Annotated in this window: 19 protein-coding genes and 3 pseudogenes; 20 read left to right on the forward strand and 2 right to left on the reverse strand. The window is 58.3% G+C overall.

Annotated features, from left to right (window positions below; translation table 11 throughout):
- The 8 genes from IVB32_RS23665 to IVB32_RS23700 all read left to right on the forward strand — a co-directional run.
- The coding region (locus tag IVB32_RS23665) for an oligopeptide/dipeptide ABC transporter ATP-binding protein (protein ID WP_346731108.1) at window positions 1-369 on the forward strand (369 nt) is incomplete at its 5' end.
- Entirely contained in the window at window positions 369-1,304 is a 936-nt protein-coding gene (locus IVB32_RS23670; RefSeq protein ID WP_247342512.1) for an ABC transporter permease, read from the forward strand. The genes IVB32_RS23665 and IVB32_RS23670, both read left to right, overlap by 1 nt.
- 24 nt (window positions 1,305-1,328) lie before the next feature.
- Entirely contained in the window at window positions 1,329-2,186 is an 858-nt protein-coding gene (locus IVB32_RS23675; RefSeq protein ID WP_247357289.1) for an ABC transporter permease, read from the forward strand.
- The gene (locus IVB32_RS23680; protein ID WP_247357278.1) at window positions 2,183-3,688 is read left to right on the forward strand and encodes an alkaline phosphatase family protein; all 1,506 of its coding nucleotides are present in this window, start codon (window positions 2,183-2,185) and stop codon (window positions 3,686-3,688) included. The genes IVB32_RS23675 and IVB32_RS23680 overlap by 4 nt, the downstream gene beginning before the upstream one ends.
- Window positions 3,689-4,687: 999 nt before the next feature.
- On the forward strand, window positions 4,688-5,758 hold the full coding sequence (locus IVB32_RS23685) for an MBL fold metallo-hydrolase (protein WP_247357277.1): 1,071 nt from the start codon (window positions 4,688-4,690) through the stop codon (window positions 5,756-5,758).
- Between the two features lie 131 nt (window positions 5,759-5,889).
- The gene (locus IVB32_RS23690; RefSeq protein WP_247338562.1) at window positions 5,890-6,546 is read left to right on the forward strand and encodes a hypothetical protein; all 657 of its coding nucleotides are present in this window, start codon (window positions 5,890-5,892) and stop codon (window positions 6,544-6,546) included.
- 478 nt (window positions 6,547-7,024) lie between these two features.
- A complete protein-coding gene (locus IVB32_RS23695) occupies window positions 7,025-7,957 on the forward strand; it encodes a hypothetical protein (protein WP_247294322.1) in 933 nt (310 codons plus the stop codon).
- A gap of 119 nt (window positions 7,958-8,076) precedes the next feature.
- A complete protein-coding gene (locus tag IVB32_RS23700) occupies window positions 8,077-9,378 on the forward strand; it encodes a DUF2235 domain-containing protein (RefSeq protein WP_247357275.1) in 1,302 nt (433 codons plus the stop codon).
- Between the two features lie 313 nt (window positions 9,379-9,691).
- Here IVB32_RS23700 and IVB32_RS23705 read toward each other — a convergent pair whose 3' ends face one another.
- Window positions 9,692-10,360 carry a hypothetical protein gene (locus tag IVB32_RS23705; protein WP_247357274.1) on the reverse strand — a complete coding sequence of 223 codons (669 nt, stop codon included), beginning with the start codon at window positions 10,358-10,360 and terminating at the stop codon, window positions 9,692-9,694.
- Between the two features lie 151 nt (window positions 10,361-10,511).
- Here IVB32_RS23705 and IVB32_RS42805 point away from each other — a divergent pair, with 151 nt between their 5' ends.
- From IVB32_RS42805 to IVB32_RS23755, 11 genes and pseudogenes are all read left to right on the forward strand, one after another.
- On the forward strand, window positions 10,512-10,637 hold the full coding sequence (locus IVB32_RS42805; RefSeq protein ID WP_256466595.1) for a hypothetical protein: 126 nt from the start codon (window positions 10,512-10,514) through the stop codon (window positions 10,635-10,637).
- Window positions 10,638-11,183: 546 nt separating this feature from the next.
- The gene (locus IVB32_RS23710; protein WP_247357273.1) at window positions 11,184-11,777 is read left to right on the forward strand and encodes a DUF6088 family protein; all 594 of its coding nucleotides are present in this window, start codon (window positions 11,184-11,186) and stop codon (window positions 11,775-11,777) included.
- Window positions 11,770-12,783: a nucleotidyl transferase AbiEii/AbiGii toxin family protein gene (locus tag IVB32_RS23715; RefSeq protein ID WP_247294350.1), complete on the forward strand. Its 1,014-nt coding sequence runs from the start codon at window positions 11,770-11,772 to the stop codon at window positions 12,781-12,783. Before IVB32_RS23710 ends, IVB32_RS23715 begins: the two co-directional genes overlap by 8 nt.
- 185 nt (window positions 12,784-12,968) lie before the next feature.
- Window positions 12,969-14,072, forward strand: a complete 1,104-nt coding sequence (locus IVB32_RS23720; protein WP_247338564.1) for a DUF3800 domain-containing protein — start codon at window positions 12,969-12,971, stop codon at window positions 14,070-14,072.
- Between the two features lie 260 nt (window positions 14,073-14,332).
- On the forward strand, window positions 14,333-14,731 hold the full coding sequence (locus tag IVB32_RS42810; protein WP_345947059.1) for a transposase: 399 nt from the start codon (window positions 14,333-14,335) through the stop codon (window positions 14,729-14,731).
- Window positions 14,725-15,078 (forward strand): IS66 family insertion sequence element accessory protein TnpB, encoded by a 354-nt coding sequence (gene tnpB, locus IVB32_RS23730; protein ID WP_247357269.1) that lies wholly within the window; start codon window positions 14,725-14,727, stop codon window positions 15,076-15,078. Before IVB32_RS42810 ends, tnpB begins: the two co-directional genes overlap by 7 nt.
- A gap of 51 nt (window positions 15,079-15,129) precedes the next feature.
- Window positions 15,130-15,828, forward strand: a pseudogene (locus IVB32_RS23735) (transposase); the annotation flags it as partial.
- Between the two features lie 70 nt (window positions 15,829-15,898).
- Window positions 15,899-16,183, forward strand: coding sequence for a plasmid pRiA4b ORF-3 family protein (locus IVB32_RS23740; protein WP_247294356.1), 285 nt, complete (start codon window positions 15,899-15,901; stop codon window positions 16,181-16,183).
- Between the two features lie 592 nt (window positions 16,184-16,775).
- A complete protein-coding gene (locus tag IVB32_RS23745; RefSeq protein ID WP_247294358.1) occupies window positions 16,776-16,985 on the forward strand; it encodes a hypothetical protein in 210 nt (69 codons plus the stop codon).
- Between the two features lie 91 nt (window positions 16,986-17,076).
- Window positions 17,077-17,871, forward strand: coding sequence for a hypothetical protein (locus IVB32_RS23750; RefSeq protein ID WP_247411656.1), 795 nt, complete (start codon window positions 17,077-17,079; stop codon window positions 17,869-17,871).
- Entirely contained in the window at window positions 17,868-19,079 is a 1,212-nt protein-coding gene (locus tag IVB32_RS23755) for a hypothetical protein (RefSeq protein WP_247357267.1), read from the forward strand. The genes IVB32_RS23750 and IVB32_RS23755 overlap by 4 nt, the downstream gene beginning before the upstream one ends.
- Window positions 19,080-19,201: 122 nt before the next feature.
- Here the strand turns inward: IVB32_RS23755 and IVB32_RS23760 are convergent.
- Window positions 19,202-19,494: pseudogene (locus tag IVB32_RS23760) on the reverse strand (integrase core domain-containing protein); the annotation flags it as partial.
- A gap of 7 nt (window positions 19,495-19,501) precedes the next feature.
- On the opposite strand from IVB32_RS23760, the pseudogene IVB32_RS23765 reads away from it, so the two are divergent.
- Window positions 19,502-19,750 (forward strand): annotated as a pseudogene (locus IVB32_RS23765) (IS3 family transposase); the annotation flags it as partial.
- Window positions 19,751-19,762 lie beyond the last annotated feature (12 nt).

The following is a 19,762-nucleotide window of genomic DNA, read 5'->3' on the forward strand; positions in this document are numbered from 1 at the left end:
ATGATCTTCATCAGCCATGACCTGCGCGTCGTTCGGCAGATCAGTGATCGCATCGCCGTGATGTATCTCGGCTCGATCGTCGAAGAAGGCTCGCCCGATGCAGTTCTGCGCGCCCCCTTGCATCCGTATTCAAAAGCGCTGGTTTCTGCCGTACCCAGGCCTGGACGGCGTAGCGAGCGGACGATCCTGCAAGGTGATCCGCCCAATCCATCGGCGCGGCTCGCCGGCTGCGCCTTCCATCCACGTTGTCCGGCGGCTCTTCCGGCCTGCGCACGGATTGTGCCCGAGCTCACATCCGTAGGCGCAGGACGCAGGGTCGCTTGCCATTTGATCAACAGGGATGGTCTCCAAGTTGGGAGCGTCGCCTGATGACCCGCTTCATCATGACTCGGGTGGCTCGCGCCGTGCTCACCATAGCGATGGTAGTCACATTCGCCTTCGTGGTTCTGCGAGCCTCTGGCGATCCCGCTCGCGCGATGCTGTCGCCTGAAACGTCGGCCGATGCGGTCGAGGCGTTTCGCAAGGCTTGGGGGCTCGATGCACCACTCTGGGTCCAATACGTAAAATATCTTCTTGCGGTCGTCCACGGAGATCTCGGCCAATCCATGCGGGACGGGCGTACTGCCGCCACGGTTGTTGCCGAACGCATCCCGGTCACGCTGATGCTCACTGCTCCGGCACTCGCCCTCAATCTTCTCCTAGGCATTCCGGCCGGCATCTATGCAGCCCTCAAGCGCGACAGTTTCACGGACCGTCTGGTGATGATGGTGACGGTAGCGGGCTTCACCGTGCCATCATTCGTGCTCGGGCTCGTACTCGTGCTCGCCTTTGCGGTCGAGCTTCCCTGGTTTCCTTCAGGGGGCGCCGGCAGCGTGCGCCATATGGTCCTGCCGGTGGTCACGCTTGGCCTGGGCGGCGCGGCCGTTCTGGCTCGTTTCACCCGCAGCGCCATGCTCGAGGTGCTCGGGCAAGCCTATATCCGCACGGCGAGTGCCAAGGGTGTGCCATGGCGCAGAGTCGTGACGGGTCATGCCCTGCCCAATGCCGCCATACCAGTGTTGACCATCGTGGGTTTGATGGTAGGCAACTTAATCGCGGGGACGGTGCTCGTCGAAAGCGTCTTTTCCTGGCCGGGAATCGGCAGTCTGCTCGTCGTCTCCGTCGTAAGTCGCGATCTGGCTGTGGTCCAATGCATCTTGCTGCTGGTGGCAGCCGCCATGATCGCGACGAACCTCGCAGTCGATCTCCTTTACGGTATGTTCGATCCGCGTCTGCGCGATACGCGCTCTGCTGGAGGAGCGTAGATGGCGGAAATGTCTGCCGGACAGATGCCGTTTGCTCACGTTAAGAAGAAGAGAGTACTTCGTTGGCGCAATGTTGCTGTGCAAGGCGCCATCGCTTGGCTCGCGCTCATGCTCGTCATCGCGATCCTGGCAGATCGTCTCGCTCCCTATGATTATGCCGCACTTGATCTTCGGCATCGTCTCGCCGCGCCTATTGGCTTCGGGGGGCACGTATCGCATCTGTTCGGCACCGACGAGCTTGGCAGGGATCTGCTGGCGCGCTTACTTATATCGATCCGGATGAGCCTTTTCATTGCTTTTGGAGCCACGTTGATAGGCGCATGCCTGGGTACCACGCTCGGCTTTCTCGCCGCCCATTTCCGCGGCTGGGTCGAACAGGTCATCCTCGCATGTGTCGATTTCCAGGCCAGCATGCCGTTTCTCGTTCTAGCGCTCGCGGTACTTGCATTCGTGGGTAACTCTCTGCTGCTCTTCGTGGCCCTCCTTGGCCTTCATGGCTGGGAGCGCTACGCGCGCGTCACGCGCGCGCTCGCGATGAGCGCGAACACGCAAGGCTATGTGGTCGCCGTACGCCAGCTGGGCGCAGGACCTTGCCGCCTTTACCTGCGCCACATCCTACCGAACATCGCCTCAACCTTGATCGTCACCATGACTCTTGCCTTTCCGGATATTATTCTGCTCGAGAGTGGTCTGAGCTTCCTTGGTCTGGGCGTGCAGCCCCCGCTCACCTCCCTCGGCAATATGGTCGGCTATGGTCGTGACTATCTGACCCGCGCGCCCTGGATACTCGTCCCCTCTTCGCTGATCATCTCGCTCACCACACTGTCCATCTCGCTGGTGGGGGACTGGCTGCGCGACCGCATGGACAAGACATTATCGTGAAGGCCCCTGTAACTTCCCCTGCTACCCGCCGCGTCATCCTTGTCAGTTTCGATGGGCTCCGTCCCGATCTTATAAATGCTACAGCGACTCCTCATCTTCACAGGCTTCAGCGCCAGGGCGTGACCCTCGGCCGGAATGTCACCGTCTATCCGAGCGAAACGCGGGCGGCGATGCCTAGTCTTGTTACCGGCGCATCACCCGGGCGCCATGGCATGGTCGGGAACCAATACCTCGACCGCGCAGCGGTGCCGTCCCGCTATGTCGACACGGCCGATGACCAGCTGGTCGAAACCCTGGATACGTTGAGCGGCGGGCGTCTCATGGGCGTGCCATCGCTCGGCGAGGTTCTTGCCGCCCACGGCAAGACGCTCGCGGTGCTCGCGTCGAATTCTGCCGGGACGACCCGCTTGTTCAACCACAAGGCGCGCACGCTCGGCCATCCCACAATCTCGGGGCACTTCGCGCGGCTCGCGACTTCCCGATCTCTTCTCGAGGCGCTGAATGCTCGAATCGGTCCTCCCCCGGCGCCCCCGCCTGCAGGAACGCCCGACCTCGCAGCCCAGAGCTATCTGACGGCGGCTTTGCTCGACATCGTCTGGCCACAGCTTCGGCCTGACGTCACCATTCTCTCCTTTGGCGAACCGGACAGCTCGTCTCATTACTGCGGCACGGCGGAGGTACGGACCTTGGAAGCGCTCGCCTGGGCCGATCAGCAATTCGGTCGCGTTCTGGACTGGTGGGAGGCTGAAGGCCGGCGGCAGGACGTCCACATCATTGCCGTCTCAGATCATGGACACGTGAGCGTCCATGCGCAGGCTGACGTTCACCAAGTGCTCAGAGATGCCGGATTTCGTTGCGGCTCGGCGCCTGGGCAAGACGTAGATGCGATTCTCGTTCCCGGGCAGGTGGGGGCCATTTATCTGGCAGACCCCTCGGAGCTGAAGATCCGGCGAGCCGTCGCAGCAATGACCAAGGCGCCGTGGTGCGGACCGATCTTCACCGCTGGACGAAATGACATCGAGGGCATCGCGCCGGGCAGTTTTGCGCGACAGCTTGTGATGGCAGATCATGCCCGTTCCAGCGACATCCTGTTCTCCTATCGTGCCGATAGTGAAGTCGATCCATTCGGCCTCATCGGCCGAACCTGGAGCAACGACGCGCCGATCGGACTGGGAGTACACGGCGGCTTGCATCCTAAAGAGATGGCGGCGGTCGGCATTCTCGCCGGACCTGCCCTCCGCTCGGGCAGCCTTTCAGAAGTTCCGTCGGGGATCTGCGACATCGCGCCGACCATTCTGCATCTTCTGGGAATTGTCGCCCCTAGCCAAATGGATGGGCGCGTCCTCAACGAGACGTTTGCGACATTCCCCCAGGCTGCACCCGCTTCAGTCGTAGAGACCGTCTACGAGGCAGGCTCCTCCACTTACCACCAGGTCTTGCGCCGCATACAGGTCGGAGCCGTAGGCTATATCGAAGGCGGCTTTGCAGAAAGCGCCGCGTGAGCCTGGTGGCTTTCCGCCTCGTACATTTTGCAGAATTTAGCCGTTCTATGCCATCGGCTCCTTCTCACCCGTCTGCCCATCCGGGCTTACGGCCAGCGAAGACCAATTCACTAAGCCCGATGATCCAATCTCGCTCGGGGGCGCGGCGCTCATTCCTGAGCAGGCGCCGACCAGCGTTGATATAGACGACAACTTTGTGGATGGGTTTGATAGTTGTGGCGCTCCCGGCCCGCGAGTCCTGGCCGAGGCTCGATTGATGATTCTGTGCGTCTAAAGCGCGAAAAGAATATCTGCACCGGGGCGACATCGGTAGTGATGCCTCATTCTCAGTCGCTATCCATACGCCCGCTGGCTCAGCCTTCTCGGTAGGTCGAAGATGAGAGGCGCGGGTCTCAACGACCGGTCCGGATCGTCTTGAGAATTGGTGTGGGTGAGTCCTGGCAGCTCCGTCAGGAAGCCATGGACCCCGCTTCTGATCCGTTCTGGGGATTCCTGGAAATCCCGATGGGCAGACGTTGTGCTCCGCGTGTTGCGAGAACGAGTGTCAGGAGGTACTGCAACTGAATTATATCCGGAATCGACTGCCCGCTACTTGCGGTGGCGAGCTTCTTTGCGGGGCGGGTGACGGCGATTCGCGCAAAGAAAGCGCGTTTTCGGACAAGTTGCGACGAGAAACGGCGTCTCAAGATAGATAAGAGCCCCCGGAGAACCTCCGCGGTATGCAGAATGCTCTGCGCGCGGCTTCAGCGGGCCGTCTGAGGCGCCGCGGGAGCGGCGCCGTATGGGGTCGAATTCCTCGTTCGATATTGGCGTTTTCAGGTTGGGAGGCCAAACGGGGAGCTGACTGATGCGAGATTTCCGTATCCCAATGCAACGCCACTCATCTGAGATTCAGGACTGACGTGTTTCTCGGCACCACTAGAAGGAGTCCATTTCGGTATCTCTGTGACCAGAATCATTGCCTGGAAACCCTCAGGCCAAGCTCTTGGAGACGGAAACGTGGCTGACTATTTTGAGGTCGATTTTTTAGATGTCGAAGCAAAGAGCAGCGGTGACGCCATTTGCGTTCGCTATGAGTTGAATAATCAGACCTTCATTCATGTCGTCGATGGAGGCTATCAATCAACCGGCGAGAAGGTCGTCAACTTTCTTAACAAATACTACGGGAAGCCGAGGCGGATCGATCATGTCGTGGCGACTCACAACGATGGCGATCATGCGGGAGGCCTGCAGCGCGTCCTGGAGGATTTTGAGGTCGGCGCGCTTTGGATGTTGCGACCCTGGCGTTATGCTGCAGAGCTTCTTCCTAGGTTCAAACGCTTCACGACCTCTCAAGGGCTGGAGACAGCCTTGAGGGAGGCTTATTCCAATCTAGTTGCTCTTGAAGAGATCGCCCTCCGAAAGAACATCCCGATATATGAACCATTTCAGGGTAGCACGATTGGTGCTTTCCGCGTGATGGCTCCGATCCGTTCGCGCTTTCTGGATCTGGTTGTCTCCTCCGACAAAACCCCCGAGGAGAAAGGGTTGCTCGAGATCGCGCGCGATGCGGTTATTCGTGTGGCGAAGGAGGCCGCCGCGCTCGTCAAGGCAGCTTGGGGTGACGAATATTTTCCCGCGGGCGAGACGAGCAACGAAAACGAGATGAGCGTGGTTCAGTATGCCTATCTCAATGGTTGCAAAATCTTGCTTACCGGCGATACTGGACGCACTGGGCTCAAAGAAGTCATCGACTATGCACCTTTGATCGGATTGACGTTGCCCGGCATTGATCGATTCCAGGTTCCTCACCACGGCGGGCGCCACAACGTTTCGACCGAACTGCTGGATCAACTCTTGGGTGAAAGGAAGGCGGCCCAGGGCGGTAAGACAACCTTCACCGCGGTAATTAGCTCGGCTAAAGCCGATGAGAATCATCCGCGCAAATCCGTTGTTCGAGCTATGCACCATCGTGGGGCGCATGTCATCTCAACCGAAGGGTCAGACAAGCGAACTGCCAAAGACGCTCCGGAACGCGATGACTACAGCCTCGCCGAATGCTTGCCATATCCCGACAGACAGGAAGACTGAGACTTGCGTTCGCATCTCAGGATGTCCCGGCGATCCATCTTTTTGTCGAATGGCGTTCGTGTTGGCCGAAGGATAGCGAGCCGGTTCTCTCGCTCTTTGCCGCGGTGCGAGCCCCCAGATAGGCAAGAACAATGACTAAGAAGGGCTCGAAAGAGAGATCTCTCAAGGATCAGAACACTACTTCCTTAATCACCATCCTGGTCGTCAACATCGCTATTTTCGCGGTTGCGCTTAAGACTGATCAGCTTGTTGCAGCCGATTATCAGGAGATGCTGAAGCATTGGCAGGCGCTTATACCTGCTGGATTGGGGGCCGTGCTCATCGGAGTGATCAACGGTTTGCTTGATATCCAAACCAAGGCCAGATTGGTGTTTTGGCGTTGGCACGATCCCCTGCCTGGATGTCGGGCGTTTTCTTACTATCTTCATCGCGATGCGAGAATCGATATCGGGACACTCAAGACTAACGTGGGGCCGTTTCCCACCACGTCGAGCGAGCAAAATGCTCTTTGGTATAAGCTCTACAAGTCGGTAGAGGACGATCCGCGCGTGCTGCAGGTCCATCGCATGTTCCTGCTGACGCGCGACTATGCTGGCATTGCGTTCATGCTGCTGATGGTCTTTGGCGGAATCGGCGTAGTGACCATGCAGACATATAAGACTGCGCTCGTATTTGCGGCCGCGCTCCTCGCGCAATTTGTCCTCAGCGCAATAGCGGCAAGGAATTATGGTGTGCGTTTTGTAAATACCGTACTCGCTTTAAAGGCGGCAAGCCGCCGGCCAATCTAGCGGCGAGCTGCGAAAGCTTCGGGATCAGAACGCCGCATTCGTTGGCACGGGCAGTAACCACGCGACGATGCGCGTTGGCTGTTGCTCATCAGTGGATGCCCATCTTGCGAAATATTCAACCGCAATGTAAGGTCGTTTAATTTATATTATCAACTGTTTGTTGGCAGCCGGTTTTCGGGCTGATGGTGGGGGGACTTCATGCGCGCGTTTTGCTTGTCCATAATCTTCGTGACCTTCGTTTCAGGCGAGGCGTTTGCCTGGCGTTGCGGTGAGCCAGGAGCGCCGAAATGCCCAGGGGGCCTATGCGTTCACGACCTGACATTGGCGAGCGACTACTGCGCTCGAGGTCTCATCATCGCCGACAGCCCATCGGGACCGACTATAGAGGTCGCTTCACCCAAGGCCAGTGCACTGCTGCGCCGTTTGCGGGCCAAACCGATCGTAGGCAACGAATAAAGTTCCGATTGTGGGGGCGACCATGTTGGAGCGATCGTTTATTCTTGTCGCGCTGGGCTGTACGCTGACAGGCTGCGGACTCTCCTATTCGCGGCTACCAGAAGTGTGGGATCAGGCGGGAGACCCCAACGCTACGCGGGATATGGAACGCCAGGTCAAGAACGCCATCTACTGCGAACTGAAGTTCGGCCGGGACGAAATCCGCAGACTTCCGGTACCCGTACGGTTAGTTAACGGGAAGCAGGTCTCCACCGCGGAGGACGCCTACATGCCGGGCTCCTGGGGCGTCCTCATTCAACTTACGCTGCAGGCAGACGAGAAGAGTTCGGTGACACCAGGCGCGTCGTACAAGATGCCGCTCGCCAATTCGCAGACTTTCACCTTCGGTTTGGGTGGACAGCTTTCGTCCGAAAATCTGCACTCGCATAAGTATAATTTCTACTACTCCGCAAATGATCTGGCTGAGCCGATGATAGGCAGCAGCTGCGCTCCAGGCTTCCCTCTCGGGCCTCGGTCGACCAGCTCGCCGTTCGTGGATGCCTCAAACCTCGGTATCCGGGAGTGGCTCGTTGACGCGGTCCAGGTGATCGATTTCCATCGGTCGTCACGCGCGACCGCGAATGGTGAGGGGCCGCCGCTTGGGGTTGCCGGCACACAGTCGGATTCGTCGCAATACGACAACAAGTTCATCATCACGACGGATGCGAGTATGGCCGCGACATGGAGTCTTGTTCGGCTGTCGACGCCGTCCAGTCCCTTGCTCGATGCTAGCCGCACCAGGACGCACGAGCTCCTTATGACGCTGGCGCCCGGAGCCTCGTCTTTCCAAGCGGTCACCGATAAGCGAGGGAAGGTGGTCGGGAGGATCGTGAACGGCCCATCGCAAGCGGCCGTCGATGCGCACAACGCGGCTCTGATCGGCAGCGCGGTCGCGAACGCGCTGAGACCTCAGTGAGCGCGAAGGATCTGTGCCACCCACCTGGGCTCGTACCTACAGGGTTCAATCAGATCCCCTGACCCGCGATCGAGTCGCGGAGAAGGTCATAGAATTGATCAGCAAGCGTGGAGCTGCTTATGAAGATTTGGCGAATTTTTGAACGGCTCGCGCACTGGGTGGCCCTTCTCTTGGGTATTGTCGCAATCGTCGCGATCGGTGTGATTATCGGCCACCCTGCGGAGAAAAGCGGCAACCAGCCGAACTTCGCCGGTGCTGAGCAGCAACAGAAGCGTCTGGCGGTCTTTCTCGATGGGACGTGGAATAGTGTCGATAGCAACACGAATGTCTGGCGGATGCGGGCCCTGTGCGCCTCGAAAGGGAGAGACGGAAAGCCGCAGCTCGTCTACTACTCGGTCGGAGTGAACGGTTTTCTCGGTGGGGTGTTCGGACAAGGGCTCGATGAGAACATCCGGCACGCCTACGAGTGGCTCATAGAAAATTACAACGACGGCGACGAGATCTACATTTTCGGCTTCAGCCGCGGCGCATACACCGCAAGAGCCTTGGCTGGATTGATCGCCATCGACGGCATCCTCAAGGCTGGGTCGCCCATAGGCGTCAGCGAGCTCTTCGAGCGCTATAGGAAAGGTGACGAGGAAAGTATTTGGACTTTGAAGGATAAGGAAGCGGCTGGCGACGTCGCCAAGCTGACCGAGCAGGAGAGATGGCTACTCAAGTATGCCCAACCCACGAAAATCAAGGTGATTGGCGTCTGGGACACCGTCGGGTCTGTCGGCTTGGCGGCAGGGAATATCCCCGGCATCAGCCGTTCGTCTTTCGATTATCTTCAGACCGGACTGCGTCTTCCCATCCTGAACGGATATCACGCGCTGGCTATCGATGAGCATCGGAACGACTTTGTTCCCACCCTCTGGGATGTCCACCATCCAAAAGATCCGAAGGCCATCATCGCGCAGCCGCGACCGCTCTCCGGCGTCGAGCAACGCTGGTTTGTGGGCGCCCACGCCAACGTAGGTGGCGGCTACGAGACCGACCTTCTCGCCCAGGCACCACTGCGCTGGATGATGAAAAAGGCAGAATCGCAGGGACTTTCGTTTCGATCAGAGGTCGACTTGGAGGGAAATTCGGTGGTGGCGCCGATCACCGATTCCTACAAGCTCTTCGGCTACGGGATGTACGCCAGGTTCACGCGACCGCTCTACCGGTCGATTGGCCAAGAGCCGGATGTCCGCGACGACGGGAGGCACATCAACATAAACGAGACGATCGACGGCAGCGTGTTTGGGCGCTGGCGCGCCGATCCCGGGTATCGTCCGACCAATCTTGTCGAATGGGCACAACGCAAGAAAGTAGACCCGGCGCAGCTGCAGACGTCCGTGCGGGCCGACGATCCTCATTCAGCCGTGCCCGACCAATAGTCGCACTGGATTTTGATGAGTCCCGACGGTCAAGCGGAGAGAAGCGAACATGCTAGCCCTCGAACCTAACTGTGCCACCGCGTCTTGTCGCATGTACCGACGTTGCTGATAGACCTATTGTTGCCTGAACTATTGTGCTCCCTGACCAGGGGAGCGATGAGGCCGGTCGTACAATCAATAGGAATTGGCGAGCGCGCCGATATCGCGCGCGGTCTTCGGCTGTGGCCCTGGTTGCTCGGCGAAAGGGGCCCATCGGGGCCGTGCTGGACGAAAAGGGGTGCCCTGGATAGCGCCTGTCCTGAACAAGGCGCGGTCAATCGAGGCTCACGTCTACTACCCGCTGGCTATTCAGATCGTATTTGCAGGTAACCACGATGTGCACGATTGTGCCGGATGCGTTCTGGAACTCCGCGTCGGGCTCGACCAACGTCGCCTGTCCGGTCCTCACGAAGTCGTTGCCGCTGTTGAAGTTGCTGAACGAAAAGAAGGGGAACGACGGGGCGCCGTACTTCGCGAGCTTCTTTGCCGCATACTGGCACGACAACGAACTGCGGCTGCTGTCCTTGAAATTGTTCATAAGGTCAGCGTTATCGGAGCACTGGCGCCAGTCGGAGTTGCAGGAGCCGTTCCGCGAGTCGGCGGCCGGCACCGGCTCCGGCTTCTTCGGATGTCCCCCTTCCTCGGCTATCTGCTTGGTCAGGACTGCCTCGCAATCCGGGATCGCGCCGGGCGCCTGGCAAACCTCTTCAGCCAGTTCGGCGGGCGACTTCGACGTAGGGGCGATGGCGTGCTCTTGACGCGCCAAGGCCTGTTCCTTTGCGCCATCGATGGCGGTCACCGGCAGGAACGTAACCACCGAGACTGTCAGCACGATTGCCGCCATTCGGCGGTCGCGGATGTACAGGAAGCGGAGTGGAAAGGCAACGGAGACCAGCCCGATCATGATGCCGAAGAAGGACAGGAAGCTTGCTACTGTCATCATGGGAAAGGTGCCGAACTGAAGGGAAGGCGGCAAGCTTAGGTTAAAGCGATGAAAGCCATCTTCCGGAATTTGCTAAATGTCTCTCTACCGTAGCCCCGCGCGGGCGCTTGGCAGAGTGTGCCGATGGAACTTGGCCCGATGGCTGCTGACCATGACGACGCGGCGTCCCTACGAGGTGTACACCATGGCCGCCTTCCACGCATTCATCGCGGCGAGGCTCGGCAAGCCGGGGCCAACGGCCGCGGAGCAAGCCGATCTTGCCGGGCCCGACAGCTAACGCCCCGGTGCGACTTGGCTGCCCACCTGCAGTGCCGGTGCAAGCTCGGACCTTAAAGGCGGACCCCGGAGGTTTCGCGGCGGAGCGCCGCCATCTGCGCTGAGATCGCGATCAACCGGCCGGACCCGACAGTGTGTGGTGCCGGGACAGGCCTGCTACCACTGTGCGCTTGATGGATGGCCAGGAGGGATGGTGCCAGGCCGTCTTTAGCTGCGAGCCCCAATCTCTCGCGGGGGCGCTCGCGAAAGGGCGACGTCGAATATCTCGCCACCGCCCCGTCGATCAGTTTGCTTGTTTTCTCGCGAGCTGGAGGTGTTCGTCTACTCGGAGGGAATTAGGAGTGGGAATGGTCGGCTTACCTCGTCGGCTTGTGCAGCTCGTGAGGACTGGGATTGGGCCTGAAAACCTGATTGTGGAACTCTTGAAATGGCCGGATCGGCCCTATGTTTTGACAAGTAATTGTTTTTCCAAGGGAAACCTTTTCTCACGGCGACACTTGTAGGGTGTCAGAAGTTCTCCTATGTTTCTGACAGTGGAGTGAGTGCCATGACCACCCTGAGCACCCGGATTTTGGAAGTCACAAAAGAACTGCCCGAAGGCGCGCCCATCGCTGCCAAGGCACTTTTGCAACTTGGAAAGCGTGCTGCCGTCGATCAGGCCCTTTCGCGTCTTGCCGAGCGAGGAAAGCTCTTGCGCGCGAGGCGAGGGGTATATCTACGTCCGGTCGAAAGCCGCTTCGGGACTAGAGCTCCGTCGGTCGAAAAAGTCATTGAGGAGACCAAGGCGCGCAGCGGTGAAATTATCGTTTCCAGCGGCGCTGCGGCGGCCAACCACCTCGGTTTGACGACGCAGGTACCTGTTCGGCAGGTCTTTCTGACCTCCGGTCCTTCCCGCCAGCTCCATCTTGGCAAGCAAGTTGTGGAATTCAAGCATGCACCGCGTTGGCAGCTTACCCTGGCCAACCGTCGAGCAGGTGAGGTCGTGCGCGCGCTTGCCTGGGTCGGTCCAGAGACTGCAAGACAAGCCTTGCAATCGGTCAGTCAAAAACTGACTCCGATTGAAGCGAACGAACTGAGGTCTGCCGCACCTTCATTGCCGACTTGGCTTGCCAAGCCGGTAAGCGAACTGCGCGTTGGATAAATTTCTAAATCTATCGAATGCCGATCGCCGAGAGGCGCTCGGCGTTGCTGCTTCAAACTCAGGACTACCTGCACATCTTCTCGAGAAGGATGTTTGGGTCGTTTGGTGCCTGAATGCGCTTTTTTCCTCGCCAATGGGCGACCATCTGGTCTTCAAGGGCGGAACGTCCCTTTCGAAGGCTTACGGCGCAATCCGCCGTTTCTCGGAAGACGTCGATCTCACCTACGACATCCGCGCGATAGCTCCGGACCTGGTGAGCGCAAGTGAGGACAATCCGGTCCCTCAGAGCCGCAGTCAAAGCAAAAAGTGGAGCGACAAGGCACGAGAACGCCTCCCAGTCTGGGTCAAGGAAAAGGCGTTGCCCGTAATCAATAAGCGCTTGCAACATGACAAGCTGAGCGCCAAGGCTGAAGCCAAGGACGACAAGATTTTCGTCACGTACGATCCCTTGGAGACTGGTAGCGGCTATGTGAGCCCCGCCGTGATGCTCGAATTCGGCGCACGATCGACAGGGGAGCCGAGCGAACTTCATGACGTCGTTTGCGACGCTGCCCAGTACCTTGAAACTCTCGAATTCCCGACCGCTAAGCCCAAGACCATGAAAGCGGAGCGAACCTTCTGGGAGAAGGCGACTGCGATCCATGTCTTTTGCGTTCAAGGGAAACTGAAAGGCGAACGCTTCGCTCGCCACTGGTATGACCTTGTGAGATTGGACGATGCAGGGATTGCGGAATCGGCAATGAAGGACCGAAAACTTGCTGTAACCGTTGCGGAGCACAAGTCGTGGTTCTTCTCAGAAAAGGATTCTGCCGGGGCGGTCATCGAATACAACTCGGCCGTCGGTGGCGCCTTAAAGCTCGTCCCAGAGGGACAATCGCGAGTCGTCTTGGAACGAGATTACAAGCACATGATCGCGGACGGACTCTTGCTCGACGAGCCCGAGACATTTGATGAACTGATGCGTCGGTGCGCGGACCTCGAGAAATGGGCGAACAAGGTTATTTGAACCAACGTGCGCATCGGTGGATGCAGCCCAGCCATACCGCCATGTTTTGCGTCGGAAGTAAGGTCACGCACGAACGTGCAGCTAGCTGTCGCGCAGGAAAGTGCGGTCACCCAGTCGCGCGACGGTAAACACCGGCCAGCATTACAAAATCTAAATCCCGATTTTGCCTCCAAGCAAGTACGAACATGATAGAAGTGAATGAGCTCCGCAAGTTCGACATTGCACTGAATGAACTGACTGGAGCCGACGCGACCTACACGATGTATTACGACGAGACGAACAATATTCGCCGCCTGCACACCCGTGCGGATGGACTCAATGTGAGGGAGCCAAAATACTTCGTGATCGCCGGCATCGCCTATCGCGGGCCGCCGCGCGAGTTGAATATCGATGACTTGCGACAGCGTTGTCGCATCCAAAAAACCACGAAGGATATTAAGCTTGAACACATAGCCAAGGGCGACTTCTTGCAGCTGTTGGCCGCTCAGAAGCTGGAGTCTTTCCTGCGATGGGTCATCGAGAAGGGCTTCGCTGTTCATTACTCCGTGATGGACCCGCTCTACTGGTCCACCGTCGATATTATCGATTCAATTTTGACGGAGTATGAGAAGCATCAACTCCTTCCATTTCATGGTCAGCTCAAGGACGCGCTTTATACGATTCTGCGCTTCAACCTGGCGGACACGGTTGATCTGTTTCGGCGATATTCCTATCCTGATGTCGGAAGCCAACGCCGAAACGACTTTATTTCCGAGCTTCGCGGGCGTCTAGAAGAGCGCGAGCCGCTGCTCGGTCATTTCGAATACATGATGCTCAAGGGCGTTCTTCAGATCGCCGAGAAGCTGGATGCGCTCCCGTACCTTGAGGACGAGCAGGCCAACGTGCTGGTCGAGAGTTTCGGTCCTTTCTATGTTGGGCGGATCTGCTTGTTCAAGAATTCGCACCACATCCTGGATGTGGAAAAGGTGATCGAGGAGTATCTCGGCGCGGAAGTGTTCATGGACGGCGATCGGCGACTCGAAAATTTCCGTTTTGTCGTATCCCATGACGAGCCGGGCGTGCAGGCGTCTGATGTCATTGCCGGGTTGTTGGGCAAGTTCTTTGCTCTGGTTCAAGTGACCGACCGGGATCAGCTCTGCAGCATACGCGAGAACCTGAGCAACCAGCAGAAGACAAACCTCGGTCTGCTCAAGCAATTGCTCGATGGATCGATCGCGGAGAACAAGGCGTTTGCTCACCGAGTCCTGAGCTTCGAGGACCAGCAGCGCGCTGCAATCCTGCTTGGCTGACGACTGTCCTAAAGTTCATATCCGGGCGCCGTCGGTTGCATGAGGCAAGAGACTGCCAGGAAAGCCAATGAACCAACCAACATGATGGACAGTGCGACCAGCGCGCCGTCCGTCCACTACAAGACGTACTCGTTTACGCCGGAGATAGGACGTGAGCGTGGTGCTGAGGCCCTTCAGATTGTTTGTGCGCAGTCTTGTGAGCGCCGCTAGAAGGGGCATCTTCTGCAAGGGTGCTCACAATGGACGACCATTCGGACGACATAAGACGACCATCCCCGCGTATCGAAGTGTATGCTGGCGCAGGTCGAAAGCGCTGGCCAGACGATCTGAAGGCACGGATTGCCGCGGAAAGCTTCGAGCCGGGCACGATTGTCACAGATGTCGCCCGCCGCCATGGCTGCCGGCCCCAGCAGGTGAATGACTGGCGGCGTCGAGCGCGTTTGGGCCAGTTGGTGCTGCCGGCTTCGGCTGATAACTTATCGTTTGTGCCTTTGGTGTCGGAATCGACGCTACCGGCGGCTGCGGAGCCCTCTATATCGGCGGAAGCAGCTGTTGTTATGGTCGAGTTCCAGGGGGCACGGATAGAGGTACGCGGGACGCCTGGCCTTGCGGTACTAAGTGACGTGTTCACGGCTCTGCGACGGACACGTTCATGCTGACGCCATCCACGGGCCTCACGATTTATGTTGCGACCCAACCTGTGGACTTCAGAAAGGGTGCGGATGGCTTGCCGCTCTTGGCGAAGGAGACGCTTGGCCAAGACCCGATGAAGGGTGTGGCGATGGTCTTCCGTGCGAAGCGCGCCGATCGCGTGAAGATTGTCGTCTGGGATGGTACCGGCCTGGTGATGTACTGGAAGCGGCTCGATAGCAGCGGCTTCAAATGGCCTCCCACCGTGGCCGGCATGATGCGGATGATTGCCGCGCAGTTGTCTGCGCTTCTGGCCGGCATGGATTGGACGCGCATGCACGCACCTCAAATCCCGCAACCGAAAGCACTTGCGTAGGGAATAAAATCTTCGCTGCATCAAGGCGCGAAGCATGGCAGACTCGGACCAATGAGTGATTTGCCTGATGAGCTGCCGAGCGATCCAGCCGAGTTGCGTGCCTTTGCCGCGGCTCTGCTGGATCGCTGCGCCAGGCTCGAACGGTTGCTCAAGCTTGCGAAAGATGCGCAGTTCGGTCGATCGTCGGAAAAGCTGGACGCTGATCAGCTACAGCTTGTTCTGGAGGACATCGAAGAGACCGTCGCGGCTCTCGAAGCAGCCGAGGATCGCTCCAATCCCAGAGCCTGCGAGAAGAGAAATACCGAGCGCAGAGCCAACCGTGGTCAGCTTCCGGAGCATTTGCCGCGCATCGTCGAAACCCTGATGCCGGCTGAAACCTGTTGCCCGTCTTGCAAAGGCGGTCTCTTTGAGATTGGTCGCGATGAGAGTCAGAGGCTCGACGTCGTTCCGGTGCAATACCGGGTGATTGTGACCCGCCGACCCAAACTGGCCTGCCGCGCCTGTCATGGCGTCGTCCTCCAGCACGCTGCTCCCGAGCGACTGATCAGGGGAGGACTGCCCACCGAGCGGCTCGTCGCGCAAGTGATCGACGCCAAGTATCATTGGCATTTGCCGCTTTACCGCCAGGCGCAGATGCTGGCGACGCACGGTATCGCCATCGACCGTTCGACGCTCGCCTTCTGGGTCGGCTATGCCGCCCAGGAATTGAAGCCCTTGTGGCATCGTCTGCGCCAGCTTCTGCTCGCCTCTCCGATATCGTTCAGAGACAGGCGCCAAGGCGATCCATTATCTCTATGACTTCGGCGACAGCTGGATCCATGTGATCAAACTCGAAAAATGGTTCGACAACACGACGATAGAGGGACTTCTCCTCCTGCTCGAGGCCGCCGGTCGTTGTCCTCCGGAGGACGTCGGCGGTGCGCCAGCCTCTGCCGAATACCTCGACGCCATCAGCGACCCCACCCATCCGGAGCACGAACACATGCGCCTCTGGGGGCCCGAACACTTCGATCCCAACGTCATCGACAGCAAGGCCCTCGAGGCCGCCGTCAACGCTTTGTCCGAAATTTGGAAGCCGCGGCGCCGCGTCACGCGCTCAAAATAGGCGTCAAGCACCAATCAAAAAGGGGAGCTACGCTTACGATAGGACTATGGGGATGTGAATCGGCGCAGGGGTCAGGCTGTTGCAGATATCGGCAGTAACGCTGTGAAGGAATTAAGAAAAGCCAGTGGAAATGGGGTCAGCATCGGCGCCGATCGTGACCCCATCCCGACGCAGATTCCTTTGTTCGCCAAAAGGAATTGCTGGCGTTAGTTCAAGTGGTTCAGTTCGGCCCCGATTCACAGGCCGGGCGTTTGACGCCCAGGCTGGTCATCCGTACCCGGCGAATCCGTAGTTCTGGACGACTTCTCCAAATTTTGGACGGCGCTTTTGATAGTCTCCGCAGGCCTGTTCCTGCGGAGCGGATAACACATTGAAAGAACTATTGAAAATGGCGCTTCCCGAGCCGCTTCGTTACTGGTGCGTTGCGGTTTGATGAAATAACCATTGGTGTTGGATGAAGCGTCAAAGAGGTTTTTCCAAACTGCAAACCCGATGGGGATAGTCGTGGTGCGTTGTTGGCGGTTGACGCCTCGGGGATGGTCGTACGGTACGAGCCGGGAAGCATCCCGGAGGCTCACTTTCGGAGACGGGCATGGCTAAAGCCACGCAAAAGCGAGAACCGAACCTGGCGAGGATCGCCGTAGGGATGGGCGGAATCCTATCTCAGTCCGAGACCGTTGTTCGAGCCTTTGGCCGGGAGCGGGGGTTTGTCCTCATGCTGCTCGCGGTCCTGGCTGGCGTCTTGGTCTCCCTCTGTACGCTTCTTTTTCTTACCAATGGCATCGTCAGACATTTCGGTTGAGTAGTGGGGATTACGGTTGTGAGAACCTACCTGCCGCAACCGGTTTTGATAGATGGCGTCCCGGTGATTTGCTGCACCCCATGGATATCCGATGGTCAAGCCCACAGAGGTGAAGCTCCGCGAGTTTTTGAAGAACAGCAACCTGGCCGTACCGAAGAGTCCGCCGTGGATACACAGCACCGCTTCGAGCAACCTGATTCCGATCTTGAATGAAGAGAAGCTTCTCGCGGTGAAGTGCAACGTCTTCCAGGGCGAAAAGCTCTGCTATCTGTTCGTCGGTCGTGCTGCCTATAAGGGCAAGGATGCGCTGAACCCGGAACCGTGGCAGCTGCCGACCGTGTTCGTGATGCGCTTCAGCAATCCGCCACCCTTGAAGCGGATACATCCCTTCGATACGGGCGCCTTCGAGCGGGGAAGGATGCCGGATTACCTGACGACCTTCAAACTGGAGGACTTCAACGTCGGCACCGATCAAGACCAGATCGGCCGGCTTATCTCCCTGTATTTCGAAACACCGCGCCGGTACGTCGATCGGGACGCGAACGATCAGAAGAAGCTCAAGGAGGAGCATCTTCTCAAGATGAGCCATTCCAGGGTGCTCGCGGTTTCTAAGCTGTACAAGGAGGGGTCGACTAAGGATTGTGACGATCGCGCCGCGGTGATCGAACTTCAGGTGGAAGCGGATATCCCGCTGAAGAAAGAGAACTTGCTGGGCGTCGTCGTCCCAGAAGAATTCCAGCGGACGCCTGGTGTCACTGAGGCCCTGAAGGAACTGACAAACGTAATCGAAACCTATCGGTTGCTGCCACTGAATGTCAGCCAACACTACGGACTGATTTATGAGTGCGTGGAGCAGGTCTACAAGCGGGCAGGGATCAACCTTTGACGCCTGACGCCCTGGCAGTCTCCGCTGCAATTCGACTGTCGCCGGTCGACTCAATCGGCGTGCCGATCTTTTGGGCCGGGAACTCGATGTATCTTCCCGAGATGGATGCTGACTTCAACATCAGTGCCTTCTTGCACTTCGATAACGCCGACGGGTACGAGTTGACCGGGCTGATTCCGGACACCTACCGGCAACGGCTTTTCCGGATTGGAGATCCTGCGCCCATCATCTTTTGGGTAGACCAGGCCCCGTACATTGTTGAAGGCGATGCCGAGAAAGCAAAGTTAGAGGAAATCTTCGGCACCCGGGCGCGAACCCACCCGGTCCTGAAGGACCTCGGGGGGATGTTGCACGATGCCCGGACGGGAGTGTTCAAACGCCAGCAGGAGGAGTGGCTGGCGCGGGAGTTGGAGGTTGCCTATGGCGATGTGTTCCTGGAGCCGCCAAGCCGGACGAAGTATTGGATACACCGCTACAGGGTAGCCCTCGAAAACGCCCGAAAGCTCACGCAGCCTCCCCACCCCATTGATGTGCGGTTGCGGCGCGCCTCAACGGAATGGTTGGAGAAGTTCGCCACCAAGACCGAACTGCCTATGATCTCGGCCCTTCTGGGCGAAGCATCCCAAGGCGTTTATTCGGTGCGCCAGATTGCCGAGATCATGTTTGCTTACCTGAGCAACAAGTTATCAGCGGCCCGTCCGGTCGAGATCAATAAGATCACCAGCGACCAGACCATCCGAGCACTGTTTCCTCACGGCATGTACGACTTCTATATCCAGGACGGGTGGCCCCATGCGCCGTTTCAGTATGGCAAGCTCGACTTTGTCGATCTGATGAAGGAACGGCTGGTGCAGGGGAGCGAAAGCTGGACGTGGGCGCCAGCTCTGCAGCTCGCCAAGCTCCTGTTCGGCGATAAAGACGTTCCTCCCGAAGTCGAGGATGTCGCGATGATCTACATGCGGCCGATCCTCACAGACTACAAAAGGTTGCTGGATGAACTTGCTAACCAGTACACATACAAGGGTGAACCGATCTCCAGCGAAGGCATTCTAGAGCGCTCAAACGAAGTCATTGACCTGTTCGACCGCATTCAGGAGTTGGGCCGCGTAATCGTTGGTGCTGACCGCGATAAGGCTCAAATGATGGACGGACGCTTTCAGGTTAGTGAGAGCCAGGTCAGGTGGTACCGGGCATTTTTGGAAAGCTGATCGAGACATGAAGGTCTTCTGGGCTTGGCAATCTGACCATCCGCGCGAAATCTCTCGTGATGTTATCCCCACCGCGGTTGAACTGAACCGCCCCGGGTTTGCCGGAGGCCACTTGGTTTAAGTTATGCCGCCATGGCGGGGTGTTCCATCATGGCGTAGTAGCGTTGCTCGGCTTCGGCCGGCGGGATGTTGCCGATGGGCTCGAGGAGCCTTCGGTTGTTGAACCAGTCCACCCATTCCAGCGTCGCGAGACGGCCTCGAAGCTGCGCCATGGTCCGCGCCGATGGATCACCTCCGCCTTGTAAAGTCCATTGATCGTTTCGGCGAGAGCATTGTCGTAGGAATCTCCGACGCTGCCGACAGAGGGCTCCACGCCGGCTTCGGCCAGGCGCTCGGTGTACTTAATGGAGACGTAATACGTCAGCGAACAGTTCCAGCGCCTGATGGCAGACAGCGGCATTATTTGCAGCATGAGTCGATCCGGCAACGTCTGGGACAACGCGGCGATGGAGAGCTTCTTCTCGTCGCTGAAGACCGAACGCATCGCGCGCAAAACCTATCGCACCAGAAACGAGGCCAGAGCAGATGTGTTCGACTATATCGAGCGGTTCTACAACCGCGCATCAGAACACCCATCTGTCTATGTTGTTGAAGAGAAAAGACTTTGCTGATTGGGATTCGAT

The organism is Bradyrhizobium sp. 23 (genome assembly GCF_023073295.1).
Lineage (GTDB): Bacteria > Pseudomonadota > Alphaproteobacteria > Rhizobiales > Xanthobacteraceae > Bradyrhizobium > Bradyrhizobium canariense_D.

What these genes read in the sequence shown, in the direction of transcription:
- IVB32_RS23670 (WP_247342512.1), top strand. Translation starts at nt 369, where the DNA reads ATGACCCGCTTCATCATGACTCGGGTGGCTCGCGCCGTGCTCACCATA.
- IVB32_RS23675 (WP_247357289.1), top strand. Translation starts at nt 1,329, where the DNA reads ATGCCGTTTGCTCACGTTAAGAAGAAGAGAGTACTTCGTTGGCGCAAT.
- IVB32_RS23690 (WP_247338562.1), top strand. Translation starts at nt 5,890, where the DNA reads ATGACTAAGAAGGGCTCGAAAGAGAGATCTCTCAAGGATCAGAACACT.
- IVB32_RS23695 (WP_247294322.1), top strand. Translation starts at nt 7,025, where the DNA reads ATGTTGGAGCGATCGTTTATTCTTGTCGCGCTGGGCTGTACGCTGACA.
- IVB32_RS23700 (WP_247357275.1), top strand. Translation starts at nt 8,077, where the DNA reads ATGAAGATTTGGCGAATTTTTGAACGGCTCGCGCACTGGGTGGCCCTT.
- IVB32_RS23705 (WP_247357274.1), bottom strand. Translation starts at nt 10,360, where the DNA reads ATGATGACAGTAGCAAGCTTCCTGTCCTTCTTCGGCATCATGATCGGG.
- IVB32_RS42805 (WP_256466595.1), top strand. Translation starts at nt 10,512, where the DNA reads ATGACGACGCGGCGTCCCTACGAGGTGTACACCATGGCCGCCTTCCAC.
- IVB32_RS23710 (WP_247357273.1), top strand. Translation starts at nt 11,184, where the DNA reads ATGACCACCCTGAGCACCCGGATTTTGGAAGTCACAAAAGAACTGCCC.
- IVB32_RS23720 (WP_247338564.1), top strand. Translation starts at nt 12,969, where the DNA reads ATGATAGAAGTGAATGAGCTCCGCAAGTTCGACATTGCACTGAATGAA.
- tnpB (WP_247357269.1), top strand. Translation starts at nt 14,725, where the DNA reads ATGCTGACGCCATCCACGGGCCTCACGATTTATGTTGCGACCCAACCT.
- IVB32_RS23745 (WP_247294358.1), top strand. Translation starts at nt 16,776, where the DNA reads ATGGCTAAAGCCACGCAAAAGCGAGAACCGAACCTGGCGAGGATCGCC.
- IVB32_RS23750 (WP_247411656.1), top strand. Translation starts at nt 17,077, where the DNA reads ATGGTCAAGCCCACAGAGGTGAAGCTCCGCGAGTTTTTGAAGAACAGC.